Consider the following 21,186-nt stretch of genomic DNA (forward strand, 5'->3'; position numbering starts at 1 on the left):
GATGCCACTGACACCCGAGACGCTCACGAAACACGAACTCGTCGGCCTGTACGTACGGGTCGTTTCGGCGGCGAATCCGTCCCTCGAAGCCATCGAAGGGCGAGTCGTTGCCGAGACGATGCGCACGCTTACCGTCGAGTCCGCGTCTCGGTCGTGGCAGGTACCAAAGCAGGGCACGACGTTCGAATTCGAACTCACAAATGAAGCCGCCGTTTCCTGCGAAGGAACGGGGACTCCGTCCAAACGGGGGTCGGAAACTGCCGGAGGGAACTCCGGTCAGTCTGGCTCAGCCGCCGAGCGACGCTCGGTGAACTCCGGGGAGCGACCCCGGAACTGCGAGGGCGGAGCCTACGTTACGGTGGATGGCACGAATTTGCTCTCACGACCCGCATTGCGTACCGAAACTGGAGGTAACTCGAAATGGCGTTAGGATTGAATGTATCAGAACCGGAGGGGACCTGCTCCCACGAGGACTGCCCGTTTCACGGATCGCTTTCCGTGCGCGGTCAGATAATCGAGGGGGAAGTCGCCTCCACTGACATGGACAAAACCGTTGTCGTCGAGCGGGAGTACGACGTTACAGTGCCGAAATACGATCGGCAGATGAAACGTCGCTCCCGCGTTCCGGCCCACGCGCCGGAATGCATGTCGCTCGAAGTCGGCGACACGGTTCGTATCGCAGAAACCCGACCGCTCTCGAAGACGAAATCACACGTCGTCGTCGAGAACTTGGCAGATGCCGAGGAGGGTGACGACTGATGGAAGCACTGAAGGCCGACGTGACCCAGGGCGTGGAGAAAGGCTCCCTGCTCAACTGTGCCGACAACACCGGCGCACGACAACTGAAGGTCATCAGCGTTTCCGGCTACCACGGCACGAAGAGCCGCCATCCCAAGGCTGGCATCGGTGACAAGATCACCGTGTCCGTCACGAAAGGGACGCCGGAGATGCGCCGTCAGGTGCTCGAAGCTGTCATCGTTCGACAGCGCAAATCCATCCGTCGCCCCGACGGAACGCGTGTCAAATTCGAAGACAACGCGGCCGTCGTCATCGACGACGTGGAAGAGCCGCGAGGGACCGAAATCAAGGGTCCCATCGCGCAGGAAGTCGCAGAGCGGTTCGGAAGTATCGCAAGCACAGCTACGATGATAGTATGACTCGACAACCACGCAAACAGCGAAACCAGACCGAACGCGCACCGCTTCACGAGCGGCACAAGCAGGTCAAAGCGACGTTGTCGGACGACCTCCGCGAGGAGTTCGACCGGCGTAGCGTCCGCGTCAACGCGGGCGACACGGTCGAAGTCATGCGCGGCGATTTCGCCGGCGAAGAAGGCGAGGTCACCTCCGTCGACCTGAAGAAGGCAGTCGTCTTCGTCGAGGACGTTACCCTCGAAAAGGCCGACGGTGAGGAGGTCCCGCGACCGCTCGAAGCAAGCAACGTTCGCGTGACCGACCTCGACCTGTCAGATGACCGCCGCGAGGCGCGTCTGGAAGGTGATTCCGAATGAGCAACCATCAGAAACGACTCTCCGTTCCGAAATCATGGCCGGTCGAGCGAAAGACCGCCACGTTCACCGTGAAGGCCGGCGCCGGCCCGCACGGTCGTGACGGTGTTCCGCTCCTCATCCTGATGCGGGACGTACTGGGCTATGCTGCCTCGAAGAAGGAAGCCCGCTACGCGCTCGATCAGGATGCGGTTCTCGTGAACGGACAATCAGTGAGTGACGAACAGCGACCCATCGGTATGTTCGACATCATCGCGTTCACCGAACGCGAGGAGTTCTACCGCGTCTTCCCCGACGAGGGCGGTCGCCTCGCGCTGACCCCCATCGACAAGGATGCGGCGGACGGCCGACTGGCGAAAATCGAGGACAAGACGAACGTCCCCGGTGGCGAAACGCAACTCAACCTCCACGACGGGAGCAACCTCCGTGTCGAGTCCGATTCGGACTACAACACGAAGGACTCCATCGTCGTCGGAAACGAGGACAAGGACATCCTCGCCCACTTCCCGTACGAAGAGGGCAGTCTCGTCACCGCCGTTCGCGGGCAGCACGCCGGCGAAATCGGCGAAGTCACCGACATCACGGTGACGCCCGGCAGCGGTTCGAACACGGTCGCAGTCGAAGGCGACGACACCGCGTTCGAAACCGTCGAGGAGTACCTCGTCGTCATCGACGAGAACTTCACGGGTGATTCGGACGAGTCCGAAGTACAGCAGACTTCGTCTGCGGGTGATGACGAATGAGCGAAGCCGAATTCCACGAAATGCGAGAGCCGAAAGTGGAGAAGGTCGTCGTCCACATGGGCGTCGGCGAAGGTGGTCGCGAACTCGCCAACGCCGAGGAGATCCTCGAAAACGTGACGGAACAACAGAGCGTCCGCACGTTGGCGAAATCCACGCTCCCCGACTTCGGCATCCGTCAGGGCGACCCCATCGGTGCGAAGGTGACGCTCCGTGGCGAGGACGCACACGAGTTCCTCGAAACGGCGCTCCCGCTCGTCAGCCTCTCGTCGAACCAGTTCGACGACACGGGTAACTTCAGCTTCGGTATCGACGAGCACACCGAGTTCCCGAGTCAGGAGTACGACCCGAACGTCGGAATCTACGGGCTTGACGTCACCGTCAACCTCGTTCGACCGGGCTACCGCGTCGCCAAGCGCGACAAAGTCACCCGCAAGATTCCGTCGAACCACCGTCTGACGGCCGAGGACGCGCTCGCGTTCCTGCAGGCCAACTTCGACGTTGAGGTGGATGAATGAGCGAAAGTGAGAACGACTCGACCGGCGAGCATTCGACCAAGCGCACTGGCCAACTCGAAACGTGCCAACGATGTGGTCGAAAGCAGGGACTGGTCGGAAAGTACGACATCAACCTGTGTCGCCAGTGCTTCCGCGAGATCGCACGCGACATGGGATTCAGGAAGTACCGATAACTATGGCAGGAAACGACCCACTCAGCAACGCACTCTCCGGCGTGGACAACGCCGAAGGTGTCGGTCATCTGTCCCACGCGGTACAGCCCGCCTCGAACGAGATCGGCAGCGTGCTCGAGGTCTTCTACGACCACGGGTACATCGACGGCTTCGACTTCGTCGACGACGGTAAAGCCGGTCGATTCGAGATCGAACTGAAAGGCGCTATCAATGACTGTGGCGCGGTCAAGCCCCGCTATTCGGTGGGCAAAGACGACTACGAGAAGTGGGAGAAGCGATTCCTCCCGGCCCGAGATTACGGGGCGCTCGTCGTCACGACCAGCCACGGCGTCATGAGCCACTACGAGGCCCGCGAGAAGGGAATCGGTGGCCAGGTCATCGCATACGTCTACTAGAATCATGCCACGAGTAGAAATCGAAATTCCGGACGAGGTGTCCGCCGACGTGGACCACCTCGACGTGACCGTCGAAGGGCCAGAGGGAACCGTCACGCGACGGCTTTGGTACCCGGACATCAGCGTCACCGTCGAGGACGGCGCAGTGGTCATCGAGAGCGACGCCACCGACGCCAAAACGAAGGCGACGATGGGGACGTTCGAGAGCCACGTGCGAAACATGGTTCACGGCGTCAGCGAGGAGTGGGAGTACAAGATGGAAGTCTTCTACTCTCACTTCCCGATGCAGGTACGTTCCGAAGGCGACGAAGTCGTCATCGAGAACTTCCTCGGAGAGAAAGCACCGCGACGAACGGGCGTCCACGGGGACACCGTCGTCGAGGTAAGCGACGAGGAACTGTCCCTGCGCGGCCCGAGCATCGAGGATGTCGGCCAAACCGCAGCAGACATCGAACAACTCACCCGCGTGTCGGGTAAAGACACGCGCGTGTTCCAGGACGGCGTCTACATTACGGAGAAGCCGTCCACGGGAGGTGCCTGATAGATGGCAGACGAACCAGAATCGATCGAAGACATCAGCGGTGTCGGCGAAAGCAAGGCCGAGTCGCTCCAAGAGGCAGGCTACGAGTCCGTCGAGGACATCAAAGCGGCCAGTCAAGACGACCTCGCGGAAGTCGACGGTATCGGCAACGCGCTCGCCGCCCGTATCAAGGCGGACGTCGGCGGCCTCGAAGTCGAAGAGGAGACCGACGCCGAAATCGAAGAGGAGGAACCGGAGGCCGAGGAAGAACCGGCCGAAGACGTCGAAACCGAACTGCAACCCCGCGGGCTGACCGAGAAGACGCCCGATCTTGAAGACGAGGAAGCGCGACTCCTCAAGCAGCGAGAACGCGCCGGCAAACCGCAGTTCAATCGACAGGACTACCACAAGAAAAAGCGCACGCCGGAATCGTGGCGCAAGCCCCGCGGAAACCTCAGCAAGCAGCGCCGAGGCATCAAGGGCAAAGGCGACATGGTTCAGGCTGGCTACCGCACGCCGAAGGCCGTCCGGGGCAAGCACCCGAGCGGATTCGACGAGGTTCGCGTCCACAACGTCGACGACCTCGACGGCGTGGACGGCGACGCCGAAGCGGTTCGTATCGCCTCGAAAGTCGGCGCTCGCAAGCGCGAGCGTATCGAGGAAGTCGCAGAAGAGGACGGCATTCGCGTGCTCAACCCGACCTACGTCGAAGTGGAGGTTGACAATGAGTGACCTGAGTGCACAGAAGCGACTCGCCGCCGACGTTCTCGACGTCGGGAAGAACCGCGTTTGGTTCGACCCCGACGCACAGGGTTCCATCGCGGACGCGATTACCCGCGAGGACATCCGCGAACTCGTCGACGACGGGTCGATCAAATCGAAGGACGCAAAGAGCAACTCCCGCGGCCGTGCCCGTGAGCGCAACGCGAAGCGCGCCTACGGTCACCGAACCGGACCCGGAACCCGCAAAGGGAAGAAGGGCGGCCGCAAGAACTCGAAAGAGGAGTGGACGAACCAAATCCGCGCGCAGCGACGCAAGCTCCGCGAACTCCGTGCCGAGGGCGAAATCACGCAGACGCAGTACCGAACCCTGTACGATAAGTCCAAAGGTGGGGAGTTCCGTAGCGTGCAATACCTGCTGAACTACATAGAGAACAACTACTAACAATGGCAACTGGACCACGATACAAGGTGCCGATGCGCCGCCGCCGTGAGGTCCGGACTGACTACCATCAAAGGTTGCGCCTGCTGAAATCGGGCAAGCCACGTCTGGTCGCTCGGAAGAGCAATCAGCACGTCAGGGCACAGCTGGTCACGATGGGTCCCGACGGCGACAACACAGTTGCAAGTGCGTACTCCGGCGATCTGGAGGAGTACGGCTGGGAAGCCCCCACGGGCAACCTCCCCAGCGCGTACCTCACCGGATACCTGCTCGGCAAACGCGCACTTGACACGGAGTACGAGGAGGCAGTCCTCGACATCGGTCTCAACACGGCGACGCCTGGCAGCAAGGCGTTCGCAGTACAGGAAGGTGCAATCGACGCTGGCCTCGACATCCCGCACAACGAAAGCGTGATGGCGGACTGGTCGCGCAACCGCGGCGAGCACATCGCCGACTACGCTGAACAGCTGGACGAGCCGCTGTACAGCGGGGATTTCGACGCCACTGAACTACCCGAGCACTTCGACGAAGTGCTCTCGAACCTGCAGGAGGACGAATAATATGAGTAACAGAAACGGCTGGCAACCCCAGACCCGTCTCGGCCGCAAGGTCGTCGAAGGCGACATCGAGACGATGGAGGAGGCGCTCAACTCCGGGCTTCCGCTCAAGGAACCGGAACTCGTCGACCAGCTCCTCCCCGGCCTCGAAGACGAAGTGCTGGACATCAACATGGTCCAGCGCATGACCGACTCAGGTCGGCGGGTGAAGTTCCGCTGCGTCTGTGCTATCGGCAACCGCGACGGCTTCGTCGGCTACGCGGAAGGTCGAGACGATCAGGTCGGTGGTGCCATCCAGAAGGCTATCGAGATCGCGAAGCTGAACATCATCGACGTTCCCCGCGGCGCAGGGTCGTGGGAGGACCGAAGCGACCGACCGCACTCGTTGACCCACCGGACGACCGGCAAGGCGGGCAGTGTGGAGGTCGAACTCATCCCGGCACCCGCCGGACTGGGTCTCGCGGCGACCGACACCGTCCGCAAGATCCTCGAACTCGCGGGTATCGAGAACGCGTGGACGAAGAGCCACGGCAACACGCGAACGACCCTCAACCTCGCCAAGGCGACGTACAACGCGCTGGAGAACGCCTCCCAAGCGCGCGGCCCGCGGGCCCGCCCCGACGAGGAACCGGAGGTGGCCGACTGATGGAAGCAGTCGTCCAGATTCGCGGCGAGGTCAACATGGACCAGGACGTCCGTGACACCCTCTCGATGCTCAACATCCACAAGGTGAACCACTGCGCGCTGGTCCCGGAATCCGAGACCTACCGCGGGATGATCACCAAGGTCAACGACTTCGTCGCCCACGGGGAACCCGACCGGGACGTTCTGGAGACGGTTCTCTCGAAACGAGCGCAGCCGCTCGAAGGCAGCGACGACGTCGACGACGAGTGGATCGCAGAGAACACCGACTACGACGACATTGCCGACCTCGCGGGTGCGCTCCTCGACGACGAGACGACGCTTCGCGAGCAGGGCCTGACGCCCGTCCTCCGACTCCACCCACCGCGCGGTGGACACGAGGGCATCAAACACCCCACGAAAGAGGGTGGCCAGCTCGGCAAACATACGACCGAGGAGATCACGACGCTCCTCAAGGCGATGCGATAACCATGACGAGCAAGAAACGACGCCAGCGTGGCTCGCGGACGCACGGGGGCGGAACCCACAAGAACCGCCGCGGTGCCGGACACCGTGGTGGTCGCGGACGCGCCGGTCGCGCCAAACACGAGTTCCACAACTACGAACCGCTCGGAAAGCACGGGTTCTCCCGACCCGAAGACGCACAGGAGACGGTGCTCACCGTGTCCGTGCAGAAGCTCGACGAGGACGCCGCGCTCTACGCGGCCGAGGGAGTCGCCGAGGAGACCGACGACGGCTACCAGCTCGACGCACGCGACGTCGTCGACGACGGCTGGGACGTCGACGCTGTCAAGGTGCTCGGCAGCGGTCAGGTTCGCAACAGCCTCGACGTCACCGCGGACGCCTTCTCGGCGAGCGCGGTCGAACTCATCGAGGAGGCCGGCGGCGACGCCGTGCTGAGCGAACGAGCCGAAGAAGAGGAGTTCGGCGGAAGCGAAGACGACGAAGACGACGCGGAATAACCCGTTCGTCGACCGTATTTTTTGATGTGTTCTCCCGAACAGTGACAATGATCTCTCTGGTCGAATTTTCTGACACCTACCGTCCGTGGTAGGACGTGGAGCGATGTTTTCGCGCCGACGGAGGGCGAAAACGCGAAACCGTATTGTGTAGGCGTCTCCGTACTTTATCCTATCTATTTCCCCCATGACGCGAGTCGAAGGAGATACATGTAGGGAGGTTCGAATTGATGTTGAACATGGGTTGGAAAGAGACTGCTGAACCAGTCCTCACACGAATGCCCGCCGTTCAACGTCCGGAGGGACACATACCCTTCAAGCGAAAGCTGACGTGGACGGCAGGCGTGTTACTGCTGTATTTCTTCCTGACAAACGTCTTCCTGTACGGAGCGAACCAAAGTGCTGATATCTTCGGTCAGTTCCGTTCGCTCCTCGCCGGTGGACAGGGAACAGTCCTGCACCTCGGTATCGGACCGATAGTCACTGCAAGCATCGTCTTGCAGTTGCTCGGCGGTGCGGACCTGTTGGGACTGGACACCAGCGACCCGCGCGACCAAGTCCTCTATCAGGGCCTACAGAAACTGTTGGTCGTCGTGATGATCTGCCTGACCGGTCTCCCGATGGTGTTCATCGGAGGCTTCCTTCCTGCCAACCCGGCCGTCGCACAGAGCCTCGGCATCGGCATGTTGGGCGTCAAATGGCTCATCTTCGCCCAGATCTTCGTCGGCGGGATTCTCGTCCTGTTCATGGACGAAATCGTCAGCAAGTGGGGTGTCGGGAGCGGTATCGGGCTGTTCATCGTCGCCGGTGTCAGCCAGCGCCTCATCGGCGGTCTCATCTCGCCGCAGGGGATCGGCTCCAACGTCGGTCTCATTCCGCAGTGGATCGGCATCATCACCGGGAGCGCACAGAACGTCCCGTCCCTGCTCACGTCGAGCGGGGTTCAGTACATGCTGATCGGCGGCGGCCAACTGCTCGCGCTCGCGACGACGATACTCATCTTCGTCATCGTCGTGTACGCCGAGAGCGTACGGGTCGAGATTCCGCTGAGCCACGCGCGGGTGAAAGGTGCCCGCGGTCGCTTCCCCGTGAAACTCATCTACGCGAGCGTCCTGCCGATGATCCTCGTCCGCGCGCTGCAGGCGAACATCCAGTTCCTCGGTCGCATCCTGGACAGCCAACTCGGGAACGACATGCCAGCATGGCTCGGGACCTACCCTAACGGAGCCCCCACGGGAGGCCTGTTCTACTACTTCGCGCCAATCCATAGCCCGAACGATTGGATGTGGTGGGCGGGCGGTGCGGGCGGCCACGCGGCGTGGGAGGTCCTGCTCCGCGTCGGCATCGACCTCGGGTTCATGGTGGTCGGCGGGGCCATCTTCGCCGTCTTCTGGGTGGAGACGGCCGACATGGGTCCCGAATCGACCGCAAAGCAGATTCAGAACTCGGGGATGCAGATTCCCGGCTTCCGCCAGAACATCGGCGTCATCGAGAAGGTGATGGAACGCTACATCCCGCAAGTTACCGTCCTCGGCGGCGCACTGGTCGGCCTGCTGGCCGTTCTGGCGAACATGCTCGGCACCATCGGCGGCACCTCCGGAACGTCGCTGCTGCTCGCCGTCTCCATCACGTACAAGTTGTACGAGGAGATAGCCGAAGAGCAGTTGATGGAGATGCATCCGATGATGCGCGAGATGTTCGGCGGATAACCCGGTCGCTGTAGACCGGAATTGACGTTTTCTCTGTTGTCACGGGGGGCGTCCCGAGGGACACGAACACCCGTCGGAGTCGAAGTTCGCGGAACCTTCTTACTTCGTGACGGGGATGAACGAAACATGGTGTCGGAGTTCGCGTTTCGTGCCCGCCTTCGGTCCGCGCTAGCGGAATACATCTCCGCTCATGACACACCGTTCGCGACTCCGCTCGAAGAATCGCCCGGCGGGAAACTCCTCGTTCCATCCCCTCGCCGCGGCGGCATAATCTTCGAGATCGTGCCGGCGGACGTCGATCCTCATTCGCCGACGGTGATACGGAAAACCCGGCGACGCGCCTGCAACGTCGGCGCGTCCGCGTTCGTCACGGTCAGCGAAACCGACGCCTTCCTGTTCTACGGTTCCGAACCGGACGCCGACCGCGACGGTTCGGAGTTCGATCGGCGGTGGTACGACTTGCGTACCCTGTCCCTCGCGACGTTCGGCGAACGGGTACTCGCCGACGCGGTGGTGCTACGGGACGACGACGAAGCGCCCGGGAACGACGAGGAGTTCATGGTCGGCCGTTGCAGGAGTTTTCACGCCAGCCTCGTTCCGCGGTACGAATCGCGTATCGGCGAGGCGTTCGCGAACGACGACGAATTTCGCGGTTCGTTGCTGTCGTGGGCGCGGAAGAACGACTATCCGGTTGCCCGGCCCGAAATCGAGGAGACGTTCCGAACCGTCGCTCGGCGATACGCGTATCTGGTGATGGCTCGCCTCGTCCTCGCGGACCGTGGGCGGAAAGACGACGGAGCGGGTGACGGGGAAGTCGGGTCCGTTTTCGCGGAGATGTCGGCCGCGCAGGAGCGTTCGGGCCTGTTCGGTGCGATTCCGACCGACGAGGGGACGAAAGAGCGCTTGCGTGCGTTCGCGGCGAGCATCGAGGGCGAATCGCTCTCGACGGTCGAACGCGACATCGCCGGACGGATGTACGAACGTCTCATCCCCGACGACGAGCGGACGGCGCTCGGACAGTTCTACACGCCGGACGAAATCGGCCGACTGCTCTCTCGGTGGGCCGTTCGGTCCCCGACGGACCGCGTTCTCGACCCGGCGAGCGGCACCGGTTCGCTCACCGTTCACGCCTACGAGCGGTTGGACGAGTTGGGTTCGTGTTCGCACCGCGAACTGCTGTCGCGGTTGACGGCCGTGGACATCAACGAGGTCCCGTTGCACCTGACGGCACTGAACCTCGCGTCGCGGAACGGGTACGAACGGTCCGATGAGAGCGTCGTGTACCACGGCGACTTTTTCGACTTCGACCCGGACGATATCGGACCGTTCGACGCCACGGTCGCGAACCCGCCGTACGTCAGACAGGAGGCCCTCGCTGCCGACCGTGCGCACTTTCGGGACCATCTCGAACGGTTCGGCCGCGACGCGGGAGGTGCCTACGCCGACGGTGAGAAGGAGATCGACGGTCGAAGCGACCTCTACTGCTATTTCCTGACCCATGTCACGGGGTTTCTCCGCGAAGGAGCGCGGTTGGCGTGGGTCCTCCCGACGAAGTGGATGACCGCGGATTACGGCCCCTCGTTGCAGGAGTTCCTTTACGACCACTACAAGGTCGAAGCCGTGGTCGGGTTTCGGAACCGACTGTTCGAGGACGCCCTCGTCGACACGGTGCTGTTGCTGTTGGAGCGGACCGACGACGCGGAGGCGCGACGAACCACCGAGACGAACTTCGTTCGCATCAACGAGCGAATGGACCCGGAGGATGCACTCGCCGTCATCGACCGAACCGAGGGGATTCGGGAGGGAACGTACCTGAAAATCCGTGGGGAGTCGAGCCATCGAACCATCGCCGTCCGCCAGTCGCATCTGGAAGCCACGCTCGGCGAGAAACTCCAGCGGTACATCACCGCGCCCACGCTCTACACGGCGGTCGTCGAATACGACGCAACCGTTCCCCTGTCCGACCTCGCAACGATAACCCGCGGGAAGAAGACGGGTGCGAACCCGGTTTTCATCCTCGACGCCGACGAGGTCAGGTCTCGAACCATCGAAGGCCGGTTTCTCCGCCCGGCAGTCAAGAGCGTCCGGGAAGTCGACGGCTACGAACACACGGCGGACGACGCGGAACGGTGGATGCTCGACATGGCGGACTACGTGGCGGGCGTCGTGTCGAACTCCGGCACCACGGAAACGGACGAGAGGACGACCGAAACCGACCGTGCAACCCTCGTCGCGTCGTCGCTCGAACGGGACGGCTACGACGGCGTTTCGTCCTACCTTCGCTGGGCGGCGACCCAACCGTCCCGATCGAACGCGTCGCTCGCGAACAACGACCCGTGGTTCGACATGGGGCCGTTGGACGCGAAGACCGCACCTATCGTCTGCCCGCAGGCGATGGATACGCGGCGGCGTTTCCTCCGCACCGACGGCAACGTCGTCGCGAGCAACCGGTTTCTCCTCGTTCGGCCGAAGCGCGTCGATTCGACGCTCCTGCTCGGCCTGCTGAACTCCAGCCTCTCGAAGATCGTCGTGGAGAGCCACGGCAGAGTCACCGGCGGCGGCGCGGTGAACCTCTCCGGCTCCGATCTCAGAACCCTTCGCGTCGTGGACCCGACGGCGCTGACCGAGGAACAGCGCACCGCGGCACGGAACGGCTTCGAGGCGCTCGCTGCGGGCGACGAACGGGGACAAACCGTCATCGACGACGTGGTCATCGACGTGCTGGGTCTCGATGTCGACGCCGAAACGCTCGGGAAAATCGCCCGAACGCTGAAGGAGACCCGTCGGGCGAAAGGGACCGACGTCGAACCGCTGATTCGGGGGTTGGACGCGCTCGACGGTGAGATCGAGATGGAGTTCGACGAGTGACTGCTTTCCGATGTCATCGGATTGATTTATACCTCCCCCCGTCGTTTTTCCGGCATGAATCGGCAACGCGGATTTTTACTGTTCCTTATCGTCGTTTTCGGTCTCCTCTCCGTCCTGCTCGTCAAACCGTTTCTCCAGTACGTGCTGGCGGCGATTCTCCTCGGCTACATCCTCCATCCGATTCAAATCAGGTTCGAATCGCGGGTTAGCTCCCGCGTCTCCGCGCTCTCGCTCATCGGAATCACCACGCTCGTCGTCATCGTCCCCGTCGTCGCCATCGCGGCCATCGCGGCCCAGCAGGCCGTCACGCTCGTCAGGGCCATCGTCCGAGGCGACCCGCAGTTCGCCGAACTCATCGCCCTCGTCGAACGGTACACCGGCGTCACCATCCACGGACGCACGTTACAGGAACTGCTTCCCGCGGGAATTTCCTCGCGGTTGTTCGAAAACGCGCTCAGTATCTTCGGTGGCGTCTCGAACGCGCTCATCGGTCTTACCGTGATGGTGTTCGTGGTCTACTATCTCCTCACGGACGGCGACGAGTTCGTCGCGTGGATTCGTCGCTGCACGCCGCTCCCCGACGACGTACAGGACGAACTGTACTCCGAGATGGACCGCGTGATGTGGGGCGTGTTGGTCGGCAACCTCCTCGTCGCGGTCGTACAGGGGATTCTGACCGGCATCGGTTTCGCCATCGCCGGGGTTCCGGGTGTGGTGTTCTGGACCGTCGTCACGACGGTGCTCTCCTTGCTTCCGCTCATCGGCGCGTCTGTCGTCTGGCTTCCCGCCTCGCTCTTCTTGTTCCTCGTCGACCGGCCGATCGCGGCGGGGTTCCTCTTCGTCTACGGAACCTTCGTCATCAGCCTTTCGGACAACTACCTCCGGCCGTTAGTGAGCGGGCACGAGGCGAAACTGAACCCCGGCATCCTCGTCGTCGGCATCTTCGGCGGCGTCTACGTGTTCGGCTTCATGGGACTGTTCTTCGGACCGATCGTCCTCGGAATCTTCCGGTCGCTCGTCACCGTCTTCGCCCGCGAGTACGAGGAGTAACACGAGTACGACGAGCACGCGGTTCGTGCGGTTCGCCACCACGTCTCTCCCGCTCACCGTCTCACGCTTCGCCGACGGAGTTGTTCGAGCGGACGTTCCCCGACGAGGACTTCGAAACGACGATTCCTCGTCGATTTCCGTCCCCTCTGTTTCCGGCGATTCGGTTTCCGTCGCTCGAAATGAGGAGGATTCCGGTGTCGCTGCTGTCCACGACCCGATTGCGAAGAATCGCGTTGCGGTCGCTCGCTCGCAGTCGAACGCCGACCGAATTTCCGTCGGCGTCGTTCGCTTCGACGGTGTTGTTCTCCGCGCCGTCCGCGAGATACACCCCGTAAAACCGGTTCGTGACTCGGTTCTCGCGGATTCGGTTGTCGCTGGCCGCCGAGAGCCAAATCCCGGCGATGTGGTTTCGGGTCGCCGTGCTGTCGCGAACGACGTTTCCGTTCGCGCCCAACAGGGCGACGCCGTACTCGTTGCCGCGGGCGACCGTTCCGGTGACGGTGGTTCCGGTCGCCTCCACGAGTTGCACGCCGACCAAGGCGTTCTCGTTCGCCCTCGTGTTCCGGAGCGTGACGTTCGAACTGCTCCCGACGAGGAAGACGCCGGCCACCGCGTTCGAACGGGCGACGTTGTTCACGGCCCTGCTATCGCGGAACGACACCAGCGACAGGCCGACGCGGTTTCGCGCCGTCGTCGTGTTTGCCACGAGGGAGCGGCGGGTACCGGCGAACCGGACTCCGTCGTCCCAGTCGGTTGCTTCCACGTTCCGAACCGTTACGTTCGACCCGCCCTCCACGCGAACGCCGGTGGTGCCGAAATCGCCGAGGCCGTCGACGAGGTGTCCGCGCCCGTCGATGGTCACGTCGCTCGCGGTCACGCGGAGGCAGGTATCGACCGTCACGTTTCGAACGTCCGCGGTGAGGACGTAGCGACCGGACGACGAAATCGTTCGACAGGAGTCGACTTCGGTCGCATCCGTCCCCCCTTGCCCCGCCGCGATTCCGATGGCCGAATCGGGGGTCATAGCGAGCGCTCCGACGGCCGTCGAAACGACGAGGAACCCGGCGACCAGTACGGCGATGAGCGAAGCGGCGGTCCGTGTCGGCGGTTTGACGCGCATGGACGAACCTCGTTTCGCTCACGGTTCGTTATTTACCCGCCACTTTTCGACAATCGCCCGTTGCGTTTCGGTTGTGGCGACAACCGGTGTCGGAATACTCGCTCCGTCCCTTCGGTCACGGTTGCAACCGCTGGAGGAGCGGTATCTCCTCGATTTTCTCCGACGGGAGCGCGTCCCAGTCGATGCCCTCCGGTCGCTCGAAATCGGAGTCGGTTCGAACCACCCGCTCCGGCGTCACCACGACGTCCATCGGAACGTCGTGGGCCTCGACCGCCGGTGCTTCCTCGACTACTTGTGCTTCGTGGACCGTCGTGGCGACCGTGGTTCCCCCGTCCACCGCCCCCAACGCCCGAAGCACGGCGAATTCGAGGTCGCTGTATCCCTCCCCCTTCCCGATTCGGGCACCGCCCTCCGTCACCGCGACGCTGCCGGAGACGATAAAATCGACGTGCGGCATCTCGTCCGGCGCGACCGGTTCGGCGTAGCCGTCCATCTTCGACACCGTCGCGGCGGCGTCCGTGTCCTCGATCTCCGCCGGGTCGAGTTTCATGAACGGCTTTTCGTCACGAAGCCGCGGTTGGGCCATGTAGACGATCTTTCCCTCCCGCAAGGCCCGCCGCCGAACCGGCAACTGGGGCGCGTCCGGGTTCGCCTTTATCACCGACGCGTTCTCCCACTCGGGGAGTTCCGCGAGTCGGCCAGCCGAGTCCCCAGCGCCCGCGAAGTTCGGAATCCGGCCGTGCGGTGGGAACGGGAACCGAGCGATGCCCTCCTCCTCCAACCGCGTCCAGATTCGGTCGCGGAGGTCGTCCTTGTCCATGGCAGGAGTGGCCCCTCACTGTGACTTCAACGCAACGCTTCGGCCCCCAGCCACGGAGGGTTCCGGAACGCGTCTCGGAGTCGTCGAACGGGTGAACTGGATCGTTTCGTGCGGCTTGTCCGACGATATCGCGGAGTTCGCGGTGAGGGTCTCCTTTTCCTCGGAGGACGTCCCGTGATCGCATTCGTCGAATGCACGAGCGGCACCCGATTACTCCCGTCGCGGAGGCCAGTGAGCGCCCGAGCGTTCAAGCCCATCGCATACCAACTTCGATCGTGATTCGACTGCGGGACGGAATTCACATCGAGGCCGGCAGAATCATCGTCGCGGACTCCCGAAGCGCCGTGGGCGACGTGAACTTCGTGAGCCACGCCCACGCCGACCACACGTTTCGGAGGACCCCCGAGACGGTGCTCTGTTCGGCCGAGACCGCCGCGCTCGTTCGGGCGCGGACGGGCGCGGAATTCGAGTTCGCCGAATCGGTACCGGGTATCGAACTCCTCCCGGCGGGCCACGTCGTCGGGTCGCGAGCGGCGCTTATCGACGCCGACCGCCGGTATCTGTACACCGGGGACTTTTCGACGCGGGACAGGCTGTACCTCGACGGGTTCGACCCCGTCCCCGCCGACGTGCTGGTGATGGAGACGACCTACGGCGACCCGCGATATCGCTTCCCGTCACAGGCGGAACTGGAGGACGAAATCTGTGATTGGCTGACCGACCACGATGAACCGCTGTTCCTGTTCGGCTACTCGCTCGGCCGCGCACAGAAACTCCAAGGTCTGGCCCGTCGGGCGACGAATCGCCCGCTCGTCGTCAGCGACGCGATTCGGACGGTGAACGCAGCGATCGAGGCGACGACGGGAATCACCTTCGACGCGGAATCGTTCGAGACGGACAGGCTTTCGGGCGACGAAATCGTCGTGCTCCCGTCGAACCTCTCCCGGGCCGACTGGGTACGGAACCTCGTCGAGCGCGTCGACGGGTCGATGGTCGGGTTCTCCGGGTGGGCGGTCGGGAGTTCGTATCGCTACCGCGGGGGGTACGACGCGACGTTCCCGCTGTCGGACCACTCCGATTTCGACGAACTCGTCTCGACCGTGGAGGCGGTGGACCCCGACGTCGTCTACACGCAGCACGGCTTCGCCGACGAGTTCGCGGGACACCTCCAGAAGCTCGGATACGACGCCCGCCCGTTGATGCGTCATCAGCGGTCGCTCCTCGACTTCGGAAGTGAGTAACTACGAGGGGTAGCGTTCGATTTCCGGTGGACGCATTCCGCTTCCGGGGTCGTATCCGAAACGATACTTATCGGCCGTATCGTGACACCTATCGCCCGTATTGTCGCCACTTTCCCCCGTGGACGTGGCGGAAAGGGCCACGTTCCGTTTTGCAGGTGGGAGATAACAAAGCTGGTAGTTCGCGTCCCACCGTGTCGTGTTCAGCCTCCGACGACTGCTCGCCAGCGCGGTCGCACTTCTTCTCGTCGTGAGCGTGCTCTTCGTCGCGACGCTGGGCGTCTGGCCGCCCGCGTACACCGTCATCAGCGGAAGCATGTCGCCGCACGTCAACACGTCCGACGTGGTCGTGGTGATGGACAAAAACCGCGTGACGCCGCCGGACAGCAGGAGCGGCGTCGTCTCCGCACGAAACGGAAAACGGGACGGGTTCGAGACGCTCGGCGGTCCGGGCAACGTCCTCGTCTATCGACCCCACGGAAACGAGTCGGCGATTCCCGTCCTCCACCGGGCGCGGTTCTGGGTTTCGGCGGGGGAAAACTGGTACGACGAGGGCAATCCGGCGTATCTCGCGGGTGCCGACGACTGTGCCGAACTGCGGAACTGTCCCGCCCCCCACGCGGGATTCATCACCAAAGGGGACGCGAACGGCTACTACGACCAAGCCGTCGGCATCTCCTCGCCGGTTCGTCCGGACTGGATTCTCGGCGTGGCAGTGGCTCGCGTTCCGAAACTGGGGGAGCTATCGCCGTCGCTCGCTCACTCCTCGCGGAGCAGCGCGACGCTCAGCAGTTTCCCCCCGCCGCAGACGGTCGATTCGCGGGTGAGCGCGTACAGGATGCCGTCGCGGTCGGTTTCCACGTTCTGTCGAACTTCGTACGTCGCGGGGTCGTACAGGGTGCCGATGCGCTCTCCGGCCTCGACGGTGTCGCCGAGTTCGTGATTCGACTCGACCACGAACAGCCCGGAATCGGCGGCATCGACGCGGCCGAGGTGGTTGCGTGCCAGTACCTTCTCCCCGTTTTCGATGGGCGACGCCGGAAGCATCTCCAGATGGCGACAGACGTTGACGACGCCGGTCAATCCGGTTTCGACGGCCTGCTCGACGATTTCCTTGTTGTGCGCGAGTTCCGGCGTGATGGACGGAATCCCTTCGCGCGTGGCCGCGACACGGAACTTGCCGCCGAAGTTTCGCTCCGACCACTCCACGTCGGCGTCGTCGCCGGCCTCCTCGGAGAGGAGGAGATCGGTCCCGAACGCTTCGGCCAGGTTTCGCGACTCCCGGTCCCCTTCCATGAAGACGACGTGGGTCATCATGTTCCGGCTTCCCGTGTGAAGGTCCACGATGGCGTCCGCCTCGCTTGCGAACTCCCACAAGGTCGCCGCCATGCGTTCGTGGAGCGTTCCTTCCTCGTCGCCGGGCCAGACCCGGTTCATGTTCGGATTGATGCTGTCTAGCTGTTCGGGTGTCGTGTACGACACCCGGTCGAACGTGAGCGGGTCAGCGACGGGAACCGCGACGATTCGGCCGGCGAGGCGCTCCGTATCGAGTTCCTCGTGAAACCGGCGAAGCACTTCGCTGCCGTTGATTTCGCGCCCGTGCTGTGCCGCCTGAATGTAGAGCGTCGGACCGTCTTTGGCACCGTCATAGGTGTGGATGGTCGTTTCGAGTTCGACGCCCGACGGAAGCCGAGCCAGCGTGACACGTTCCGCCGTGTGTCCTTCCATTTGATGCAATACTGCGATGGCAACACCATGAACGTACCGAACCTCGTCGGCGGCAATCCGTGGGGGTTATTCGCACGAAAATGGAGCGAACAGATAAAAACGTTCGCCATCCGGTGAAAGTACAGGACGCCATCTTTTAGCCCCGCCGCCGCCTCGATTCGAGCGATGTATTCGCGGGAACACTTCCTCATCGGCGCGGTCGTCTCCGCTCTGTTGCTCGTGCCGCTTTCGAATCTTTTCGGTCCGCCGATTTTGGCCGCCCTGTTCGTCTACGGCGTCCTGCTGAGCGTCTTCATCGACTTGGACCACTTCGTTCTCACGCGACTCGAAACGGGAAGTTGGCGGCACCTCCGTGCGTGTCTGGCGAACCCGACCGACGCCTTCGGCGACCAAGATTGGGTGTTCGAGGACGTGGACAATGCGCAACTGGAACACATGCGAATCCTCTCGCACGTCGCAATCGGCGGCATCCTCGTGGCTATCTTGGTCGTCCTCTGGCCGCCAGTCGCCGTCTTCACCGCCGTCCTCCTCTACTTCCACGTCCTCGCGGACCTCCTTCGGGACAACGGCGTCGCGTAATCGAAACAGTCAAACCCGTGCGCTAAAGGCGCTGAACCGACTGAAACCGACTATAATTCCAGAAATGGCAACAAATCTTTTGAACGAACCCGACGTTGAGTTCGGTGGAGAACATTGCGATGACATCCATCTACGAGCGGTTGGAAGACGGTTTAGAGGAGAAGGGAGAGATAATGATAAAACTCGCCGGCGGCGAGGAACTCGAACTTCACACCCACAACGTCGAGTTCGAGGACGACCCGTTCATTCGAATCGACGCGGACGACGAAGTCCACTGGGTCGATGCGTCCAAAATCGCCCACTACTGGATTCACGAGGAACTGTAGCGCCGGCCTATCACGACGATGATAGAGTCCGTTTCGAGCGTTGAAACGGCTCTCTCCGGTTCTTTCGATGAAAAATAGATCTAATAACAATTATTCATGACAATGTTTACTAACGATTGCGGTAGAACTTTCCTTACTGGAATACGAGGTGATATCGATGGACCATAGTTCGACAGAGGCAGAAGCGGAGAGCGGTTCGACGGAAAACGGTTCCGTCGAAACCGAACTCTCCCGCGACATGAGTCTGTTCGACATCACCTTTATCGGTGTCGGCGCGATGATCGGGGCGGGTGTTTTCGCCCTGACGGGGTTCGCGGCCGGTATCGCCGGGCCGGCCCTGACCGTCGCGTTCATTATCAACGGGTTCGTCGCGATGTTCACCGCCGTTTCGTACGCGGAACTCGGCGCAGCGTTCCCCGAGGCCGGTGGTGGCTATCTCTGGGTGAAAGAAGCACTCGTCGACCCGAACGGATTCTACGCCGGGTGGATGAGTTGGTTCGCCCACGCCGTCGCCTGTGCGCTATATGCCGTGACCTTCGGGACCTTCTTCGTCGAGTTCCTCCGAATCGGATTGGGTCTCCCGAACGAGTTTGCTCTCCTTGGCTTTATCACGCCCGTCATGGCCGAAAAGGGTCTGGCGGCGTTGGTCGTCATCGGGTTCGCGTACATCAACTTCCGCGGTGCCGAGGAGACGGGGAAGGCCGGTGTCATCGTGACGGGTATCAAGGTCGTCATCCTCGGCATCTTCGTCGCGTTCGGACTGGCGACGACGTTCAACAACCCGAACTGGACGGCGAAGTTCCTCGACAGTCCGAGTTTCGCACCCCACGGTATCGTCGGTATCATCGGCGCGATGGGATTCACCTACATCGCGTTCGAAGGATACGAGATCATCGTTCAATCCGGCGAGGAGGTCGTCAACCCCGGAAAGAACGTCCCCAAGGCGGTCTTCTACTCGATGGCCATCGTCGTCCCGATTTACGTGCTGGTCGCGTTCGCGGCCATCGGCGGCATCACCCCGACAGCCGAACTCATCGGTCAGGCCACGGGCGCCAGCGGGTCGGCGGCGAGCGTCCCGACGTGGCAACTCCTCGGCGGACTCGGCGAACTCGGCATCATCGAGGCGGCGGGGCAGTTCGTGCCGTACGGCGCGTTCCTCCTGCTGTTCGCTGGACTCGCCGCGACGATGAGCGCGCTGAACGCGACGGTCTACTCCTCCAGCCGCGTTTCGTTCGCGATGGGGCGTGACCGAGCGCTTCCCGCGTTCTTCGACCGGATTCACCCCGACAAGCGCACGCCCCACTGGGCGATTTTGCTCTCGGGCGTCCTCATCATCCTGATGGCCCTCACCCTGCCGATAGAGAGCGTCGCGGCTTCGGCGGACATCATGTTCATCCTGCTGTTCGTGCAGGTGAACTGGACGCTCATCCGGATGCGCCAGACGCATCCCGACCTGCCGCGTACCTACAAGGTCCCGTACATGCCGTGGCCGCCGCTCATCGGCATCGGCTTGCAGGTCCTGCTCACCCCGTTCCTCATCTACGAACTCGGACTGGAACCGGGACTCACCGGACAGAACTCCCACGGGTTCGTGGCGCTCATTACCACCGCTGTTTGGATGATAATCGGTCTGGGCGTCTACTACGGCTACTCCAAGCAGAAGGAGGCGGAACAGATCGAGGAGGAGACGCCGACGGTCGTCACCGAGCGCGTTCCCTCGGAGGCGGACAATCAGATCGTCGTCCCCATCGCCAACCCCGAGAGCGCCCCGCAGTTGATGCGGACCGCGACCAACATCGCGCGGGACCGGAACGGCGAAATCCTCGTCATGAGCATCGTCACTGTCCCACAGCAGACGCCGCTGTCCGAAGGCCGGAAGTTCATCGACAACCAGCGGGACGTGCTGAACGAGGCGATGGACATCGCCGAGGACCGGGACGTCCCCGTCAGCGGGACGATTCGAATCGGTCACGACGTCGGGAAGGCCATCCTCAACACCGTCGAGCAGTACGACAGCGACGCGGTCCTCATGGGCTGGAAGGGCCAGCACAAGAGCCAACGCCGTGACATCGTCCTCGGCAGCAACGTGGACCAGGTCGTCCAGAACGCCGACTGTGACGTGTTGGTCGAACGTATCGGTCCGGACGGGGGTGAGGTCGAATCCATCCTCGTCCCGACGGCGGGTGGCCCGCACGCCGAACTCGCCGCCGAAGTGGCGGACAACATCGCACGCTCCAACGACGCCACCGTGGAAATCGTTCACGTCGTGACCCCCGATGCGAGCGAGAGCGAGCGCACGGACTCGCGGAAGGTACTCGACGATGCAAAGGCGGAGTTCAGCGACGGGACGACGGTGGCGACGGAGATGTTGACCGGCGACGACGTCATCGACACCATCGTCGAACGAACCGGCGAACACGACCTGACCATCATCGGCGCGACCCGCGAGGGACTGCTCCAACAGTTCGTCTTCGGTGCGCTCCCCGAACAGGTCGGATGGCGCTCCAAGAGCACCATCATCATGGCGAAGCGCAACCTCGGCATCACGTCCCGGCTTTCACGCTGGTTGCGTTAA

At 62.8% G+C, this 21,186-nt stretch carries 26 protein-coding genes; 23 read left to right on the plus strand and 3 right to left on the minus strand.

All coding sequences use genetic code 11. The annotated features are described in order from the left end of the window. The first annotated feature begins 1 nt into the window (after position 1). The 18 genes from ACGYLY_RS01530 to ACGYLY_RS01615 all read left to right on the plus strand — a co-directional run bounded on the left by ACGYLY_RS01530 (position 2) and on the right by ACGYLY_RS01615 (position 12,800). Positions 2–430, plus strand: coding sequence for a ribonuclease P protein component 1 (locus ACGYLY_RS01530; RefSeq protein ID WP_395283769.1), 429 nt, complete (start codon positions 2–4; stop codon positions 428–430). Further along, positions 421–759, plus strand: a complete 339-nt coding sequence (locus ACGYLY_RS01535) for a 30S ribosomal protein S17 (RefSeq protein WP_231185228.1) — start codon at positions 421–423, stop codon at positions 757–759. Before ACGYLY_RS01530 ends, ACGYLY_RS01535 begins: the two co-directional genes overlap by 10 nt. Next, complete coding sequence (locus ACGYLY_RS01540) at positions 759–1,157, plus strand: 50S ribosomal protein L14 (RefSeq protein ID WP_231185227.1); 399 nt, start codon at positions 759–761, stop codon at positions 1,155–1,157. The genes ACGYLY_RS01535 and ACGYLY_RS01540 overlap by 1 nt, the downstream gene beginning before the upstream one ends. Continuing rightward, a complete protein-coding gene (rplX, locus tag ACGYLY_RS01545; protein WP_395283770.1) occupies positions 1,154–1,510 on the plus strand; it encodes a 50S ribosomal protein L24 in 357 nt (118 codons plus the stop codon). The genes ACGYLY_RS01540 and rplX overlap by 4 nt, the downstream gene beginning before the upstream one ends. Further along, positions 1,507–2,250, plus strand: a complete 744-nt coding sequence (locus ACGYLY_RS01550) for a 30S ribosomal protein S4e (RefSeq protein ID WP_395283771.1) — start codon at positions 1,507–1,509, stop codon at positions 2,248–2,250. Before rplX ends, ACGYLY_RS01550 begins: the two co-directional genes overlap by 4 nt. Further along, positions 2,247–2,765, plus strand: coding sequence for a 50S ribosomal protein L5 (locus ACGYLY_RS01555; RefSeq protein ID WP_395283772.1), 519 nt, complete (start codon positions 2,247–2,249; stop codon positions 2,763–2,765). The genes ACGYLY_RS01550 and ACGYLY_RS01555 overlap by 4 nt, the downstream gene beginning before the upstream one ends. After that, positions 2,762–2,938: a 30S ribosomal protein S14 gene (locus ACGYLY_RS01560; protein WP_007983484.1), complete on the plus strand. Its 177-nt coding sequence runs from the start codon at positions 2,762–2,764 to the stop codon at positions 2,936–2,938. The genes ACGYLY_RS01555 and ACGYLY_RS01560 overlap by 4 nt, the downstream gene beginning before the upstream one ends. 2 nt (positions 2,939–2,940) lie before the next feature. After that, positions 2,941–3,333 carry a 30S ribosomal protein S8 gene (locus tag ACGYLY_RS01565; protein WP_231185223.1) on the plus strand — a complete coding sequence of 131 codons (393 nt, stop codon included), beginning with the start codon at positions 2,941–2,943 and terminating at the stop codon, positions 3,331–3,333. A gap of 4 nt (positions 3,334–3,337) precedes the next feature. Then, positions 3,338–3,874, plus strand: coding sequence for a 50S ribosomal protein L6 (locus ACGYLY_RS01570; RefSeq protein ID WP_395283773.1), 537 nt, complete (start codon positions 3,338–3,340; stop codon positions 3,872–3,874). A gap of 3 nt (positions 3,875–3,877) precedes the next feature. Beyond that, positions 3,878–4,585 (plus strand): 50S ribosomal protein L32e, encoded by a 708-nt coding sequence (locus ACGYLY_RS01575; protein ID WP_395283774.1) that lies wholly within the window; start codon positions 3,878–3,880, stop codon positions 4,583–4,585. Continuing rightward, positions 4,578–5,018: a 50S ribosomal protein L19e gene (locus tag ACGYLY_RS01580; protein ID WP_231185220.1), complete on the plus strand. Its 441-nt coding sequence runs from the start codon at positions 4,578–4,580 to the stop codon at positions 5,016–5,018. Before ACGYLY_RS01575 ends, ACGYLY_RS01580 begins: the two co-directional genes overlap by 8 nt. Before the next feature lie 2 nt (positions 5,019–5,020). Further along, positions 5,021–5,575 carry a 50S ribosomal protein L18 gene (locus ACGYLY_RS01585; protein ID WP_231185219.1) on the plus strand — a complete coding sequence of 185 codons (555 nt, stop codon included), beginning with the start codon at positions 5,021–5,023 and terminating at the stop codon, positions 5,573–5,575. 1 nt (position 5,576) lies between these two features. Beyond that, a complete protein-coding gene (locus ACGYLY_RS01590) occupies positions 5,577–6,218 on the plus strand; it encodes a 30S ribosomal protein S5 (protein ID WP_231185218.1) in 642 nt (213 codons plus the stop codon). Next, positions 6,218–6,682 (plus strand): 50S ribosomal protein L30, encoded by a 465-nt coding sequence (gene rpmD, locus ACGYLY_RS01595; RefSeq protein ID WP_395283775.1) that lies wholly within the window; start codon positions 6,218–6,220, stop codon positions 6,680–6,682. Before ACGYLY_RS01590 ends, rpmD begins: the two co-directional genes overlap by 1 nt. Positions 6,683–6,684: 2 nt before the next feature. Continuing rightward, positions 6,685–7,176: an uL15m family ribosomal protein gene (locus ACGYLY_RS01600; protein ID WP_395283776.1), complete on the plus strand. Its 492-nt coding sequence runs from the start codon at positions 6,685–6,687 to the stop codon at positions 7,174–7,176. Positions 7,177–7,412: 236 nt separating this feature from the next. Further along, entirely contained in the window at positions 7,413–8,882 is a 1,470-nt protein-coding gene (secY, locus tag ACGYLY_RS01605) for a preprotein translocase subunit SecY (RefSeq protein ID WP_395283777.1), read from the plus strand. Between the two features lie 126 nt (positions 8,883–9,008). Further along, on the plus strand, positions 9,009–11,750 hold the full coding sequence (locus ACGYLY_RS01610) for a class I SAM-dependent DNA methyltransferase (protein ID WP_395283778.1): 2,742 nt from the start codon (positions 9,009–9,011) through the stop codon (positions 11,748–11,750). Positions 11,751–11,804: 54 nt separating this feature from the next. Beyond that, positions 11,805–12,800 carry an AI-2E family transporter gene (locus ACGYLY_RS01615; protein ID WP_395283779.1) on the plus strand — a complete coding sequence of 332 codons (996 nt, stop codon included), beginning with the start codon at positions 11,805–11,807 and terminating at the stop codon, positions 12,798–12,800. Between the two features lie 61 nt (positions 12,801–12,861). On the opposite strand, the gene ACGYLY_RS01620 is transcribed toward ACGYLY_RS01615, so the two are convergent. Continuing rightward, positions 12,862–13,920: a nitrous oxide reductase family maturation protein NosD gene (locus tag ACGYLY_RS01620; RefSeq protein ID WP_395283780.1), complete on the minus strand. Its 1,059-nt coding sequence runs from the start codon at positions 13,918–13,920 to the stop codon at positions 12,862–12,864. Positions 13,921–14,035: 115 nt separating this feature from the next. After that, complete coding sequence (locus tag ACGYLY_RS01625; protein ID WP_395283781.1) at positions 14,036–14,740, minus strand: 5-formyltetrahydrofolate cyclo-ligase; 705 nt, start codon at positions 14,738–14,740, stop codon at positions 14,036–14,038. On the opposite strand from ACGYLY_RS01625, the gene ACGYLY_RS01630 reads away from it, so the two are divergent. Then, complete coding sequence (locus ACGYLY_RS01630; RefSeq protein WP_395283782.1) at positions 14,739–14,918, plus strand: hypothetical protein; 180 nt, start codon at positions 14,739–14,741, stop codon at positions 14,916–14,918. The genes ACGYLY_RS01625 and ACGYLY_RS01630 overlap by 2 nt on opposite strands. 97 nt (positions 14,919–15,015) lie before the next feature. Further along, entirely contained in the window at positions 15,016–15,981 is a 966-nt protein-coding gene (locus ACGYLY_RS01635) for an mRNA cleavage and polyadenylation specificity factor-like protein (protein ID WP_395283783.1), read from the plus strand. A 756-nt stretch (positions 15,982–16,737) separates the two neighbouring features. Here ACGYLY_RS01635 and ACGYLY_RS01640 read toward each other — a convergent pair. Beyond that, a complete protein-coding gene (locus tag ACGYLY_RS01640; RefSeq protein ID WP_395283784.1) occupies positions 16,738–17,706 on the minus strand; it encodes a succinylglutamate desuccinylase/aspartoacylase family protein in 969 nt (322 codons plus the stop codon). A gap of 165 nt (positions 17,707–17,871) precedes the next feature. On the opposite strand from ACGYLY_RS01640, the gene ACGYLY_RS01645 reads away from it, so the two are divergent. The 3 genes from ACGYLY_RS01645 to ACGYLY_RS01655 all read left to right on the plus strand — a co-directional run bounded on the left by ACGYLY_RS01645 (position 17,872) and on the right by ACGYLY_RS01655 (position 21,186). Beyond that, positions 17,872–18,285, plus strand: coding sequence for a hypothetical protein (locus ACGYLY_RS01645; protein WP_395283785.1), 414 nt, complete (start codon positions 17,872–17,874; stop codon positions 18,283–18,285). A gap of 119 nt (positions 18,286–18,404) precedes the next feature. Continuing rightward, a complete protein-coding gene (locus tag ACGYLY_RS01650) occupies positions 18,405–18,611 on the plus strand; it encodes a hypothetical protein (protein ID WP_231185205.1) in 207 nt (68 codons plus the stop codon). Between the two features lie 157 nt (positions 18,612–18,768). Beyond that, a complete protein-coding gene (locus ACGYLY_RS01655) occupies positions 18,769–21,186 on the plus strand; it encodes an amino acid permease (RefSeq protein ID WP_395283786.1) in 2,418 nt (805 codons plus the stop codon).

This window comes from Haladaptatus sp. CMAA 1909 (assembly GCF_043952005.1).
Taxonomy (GTDB): Archaea; Halobacteriota; Halobacteria; order Halobacteriales; family Haladaptataceae; genus Haladaptatus.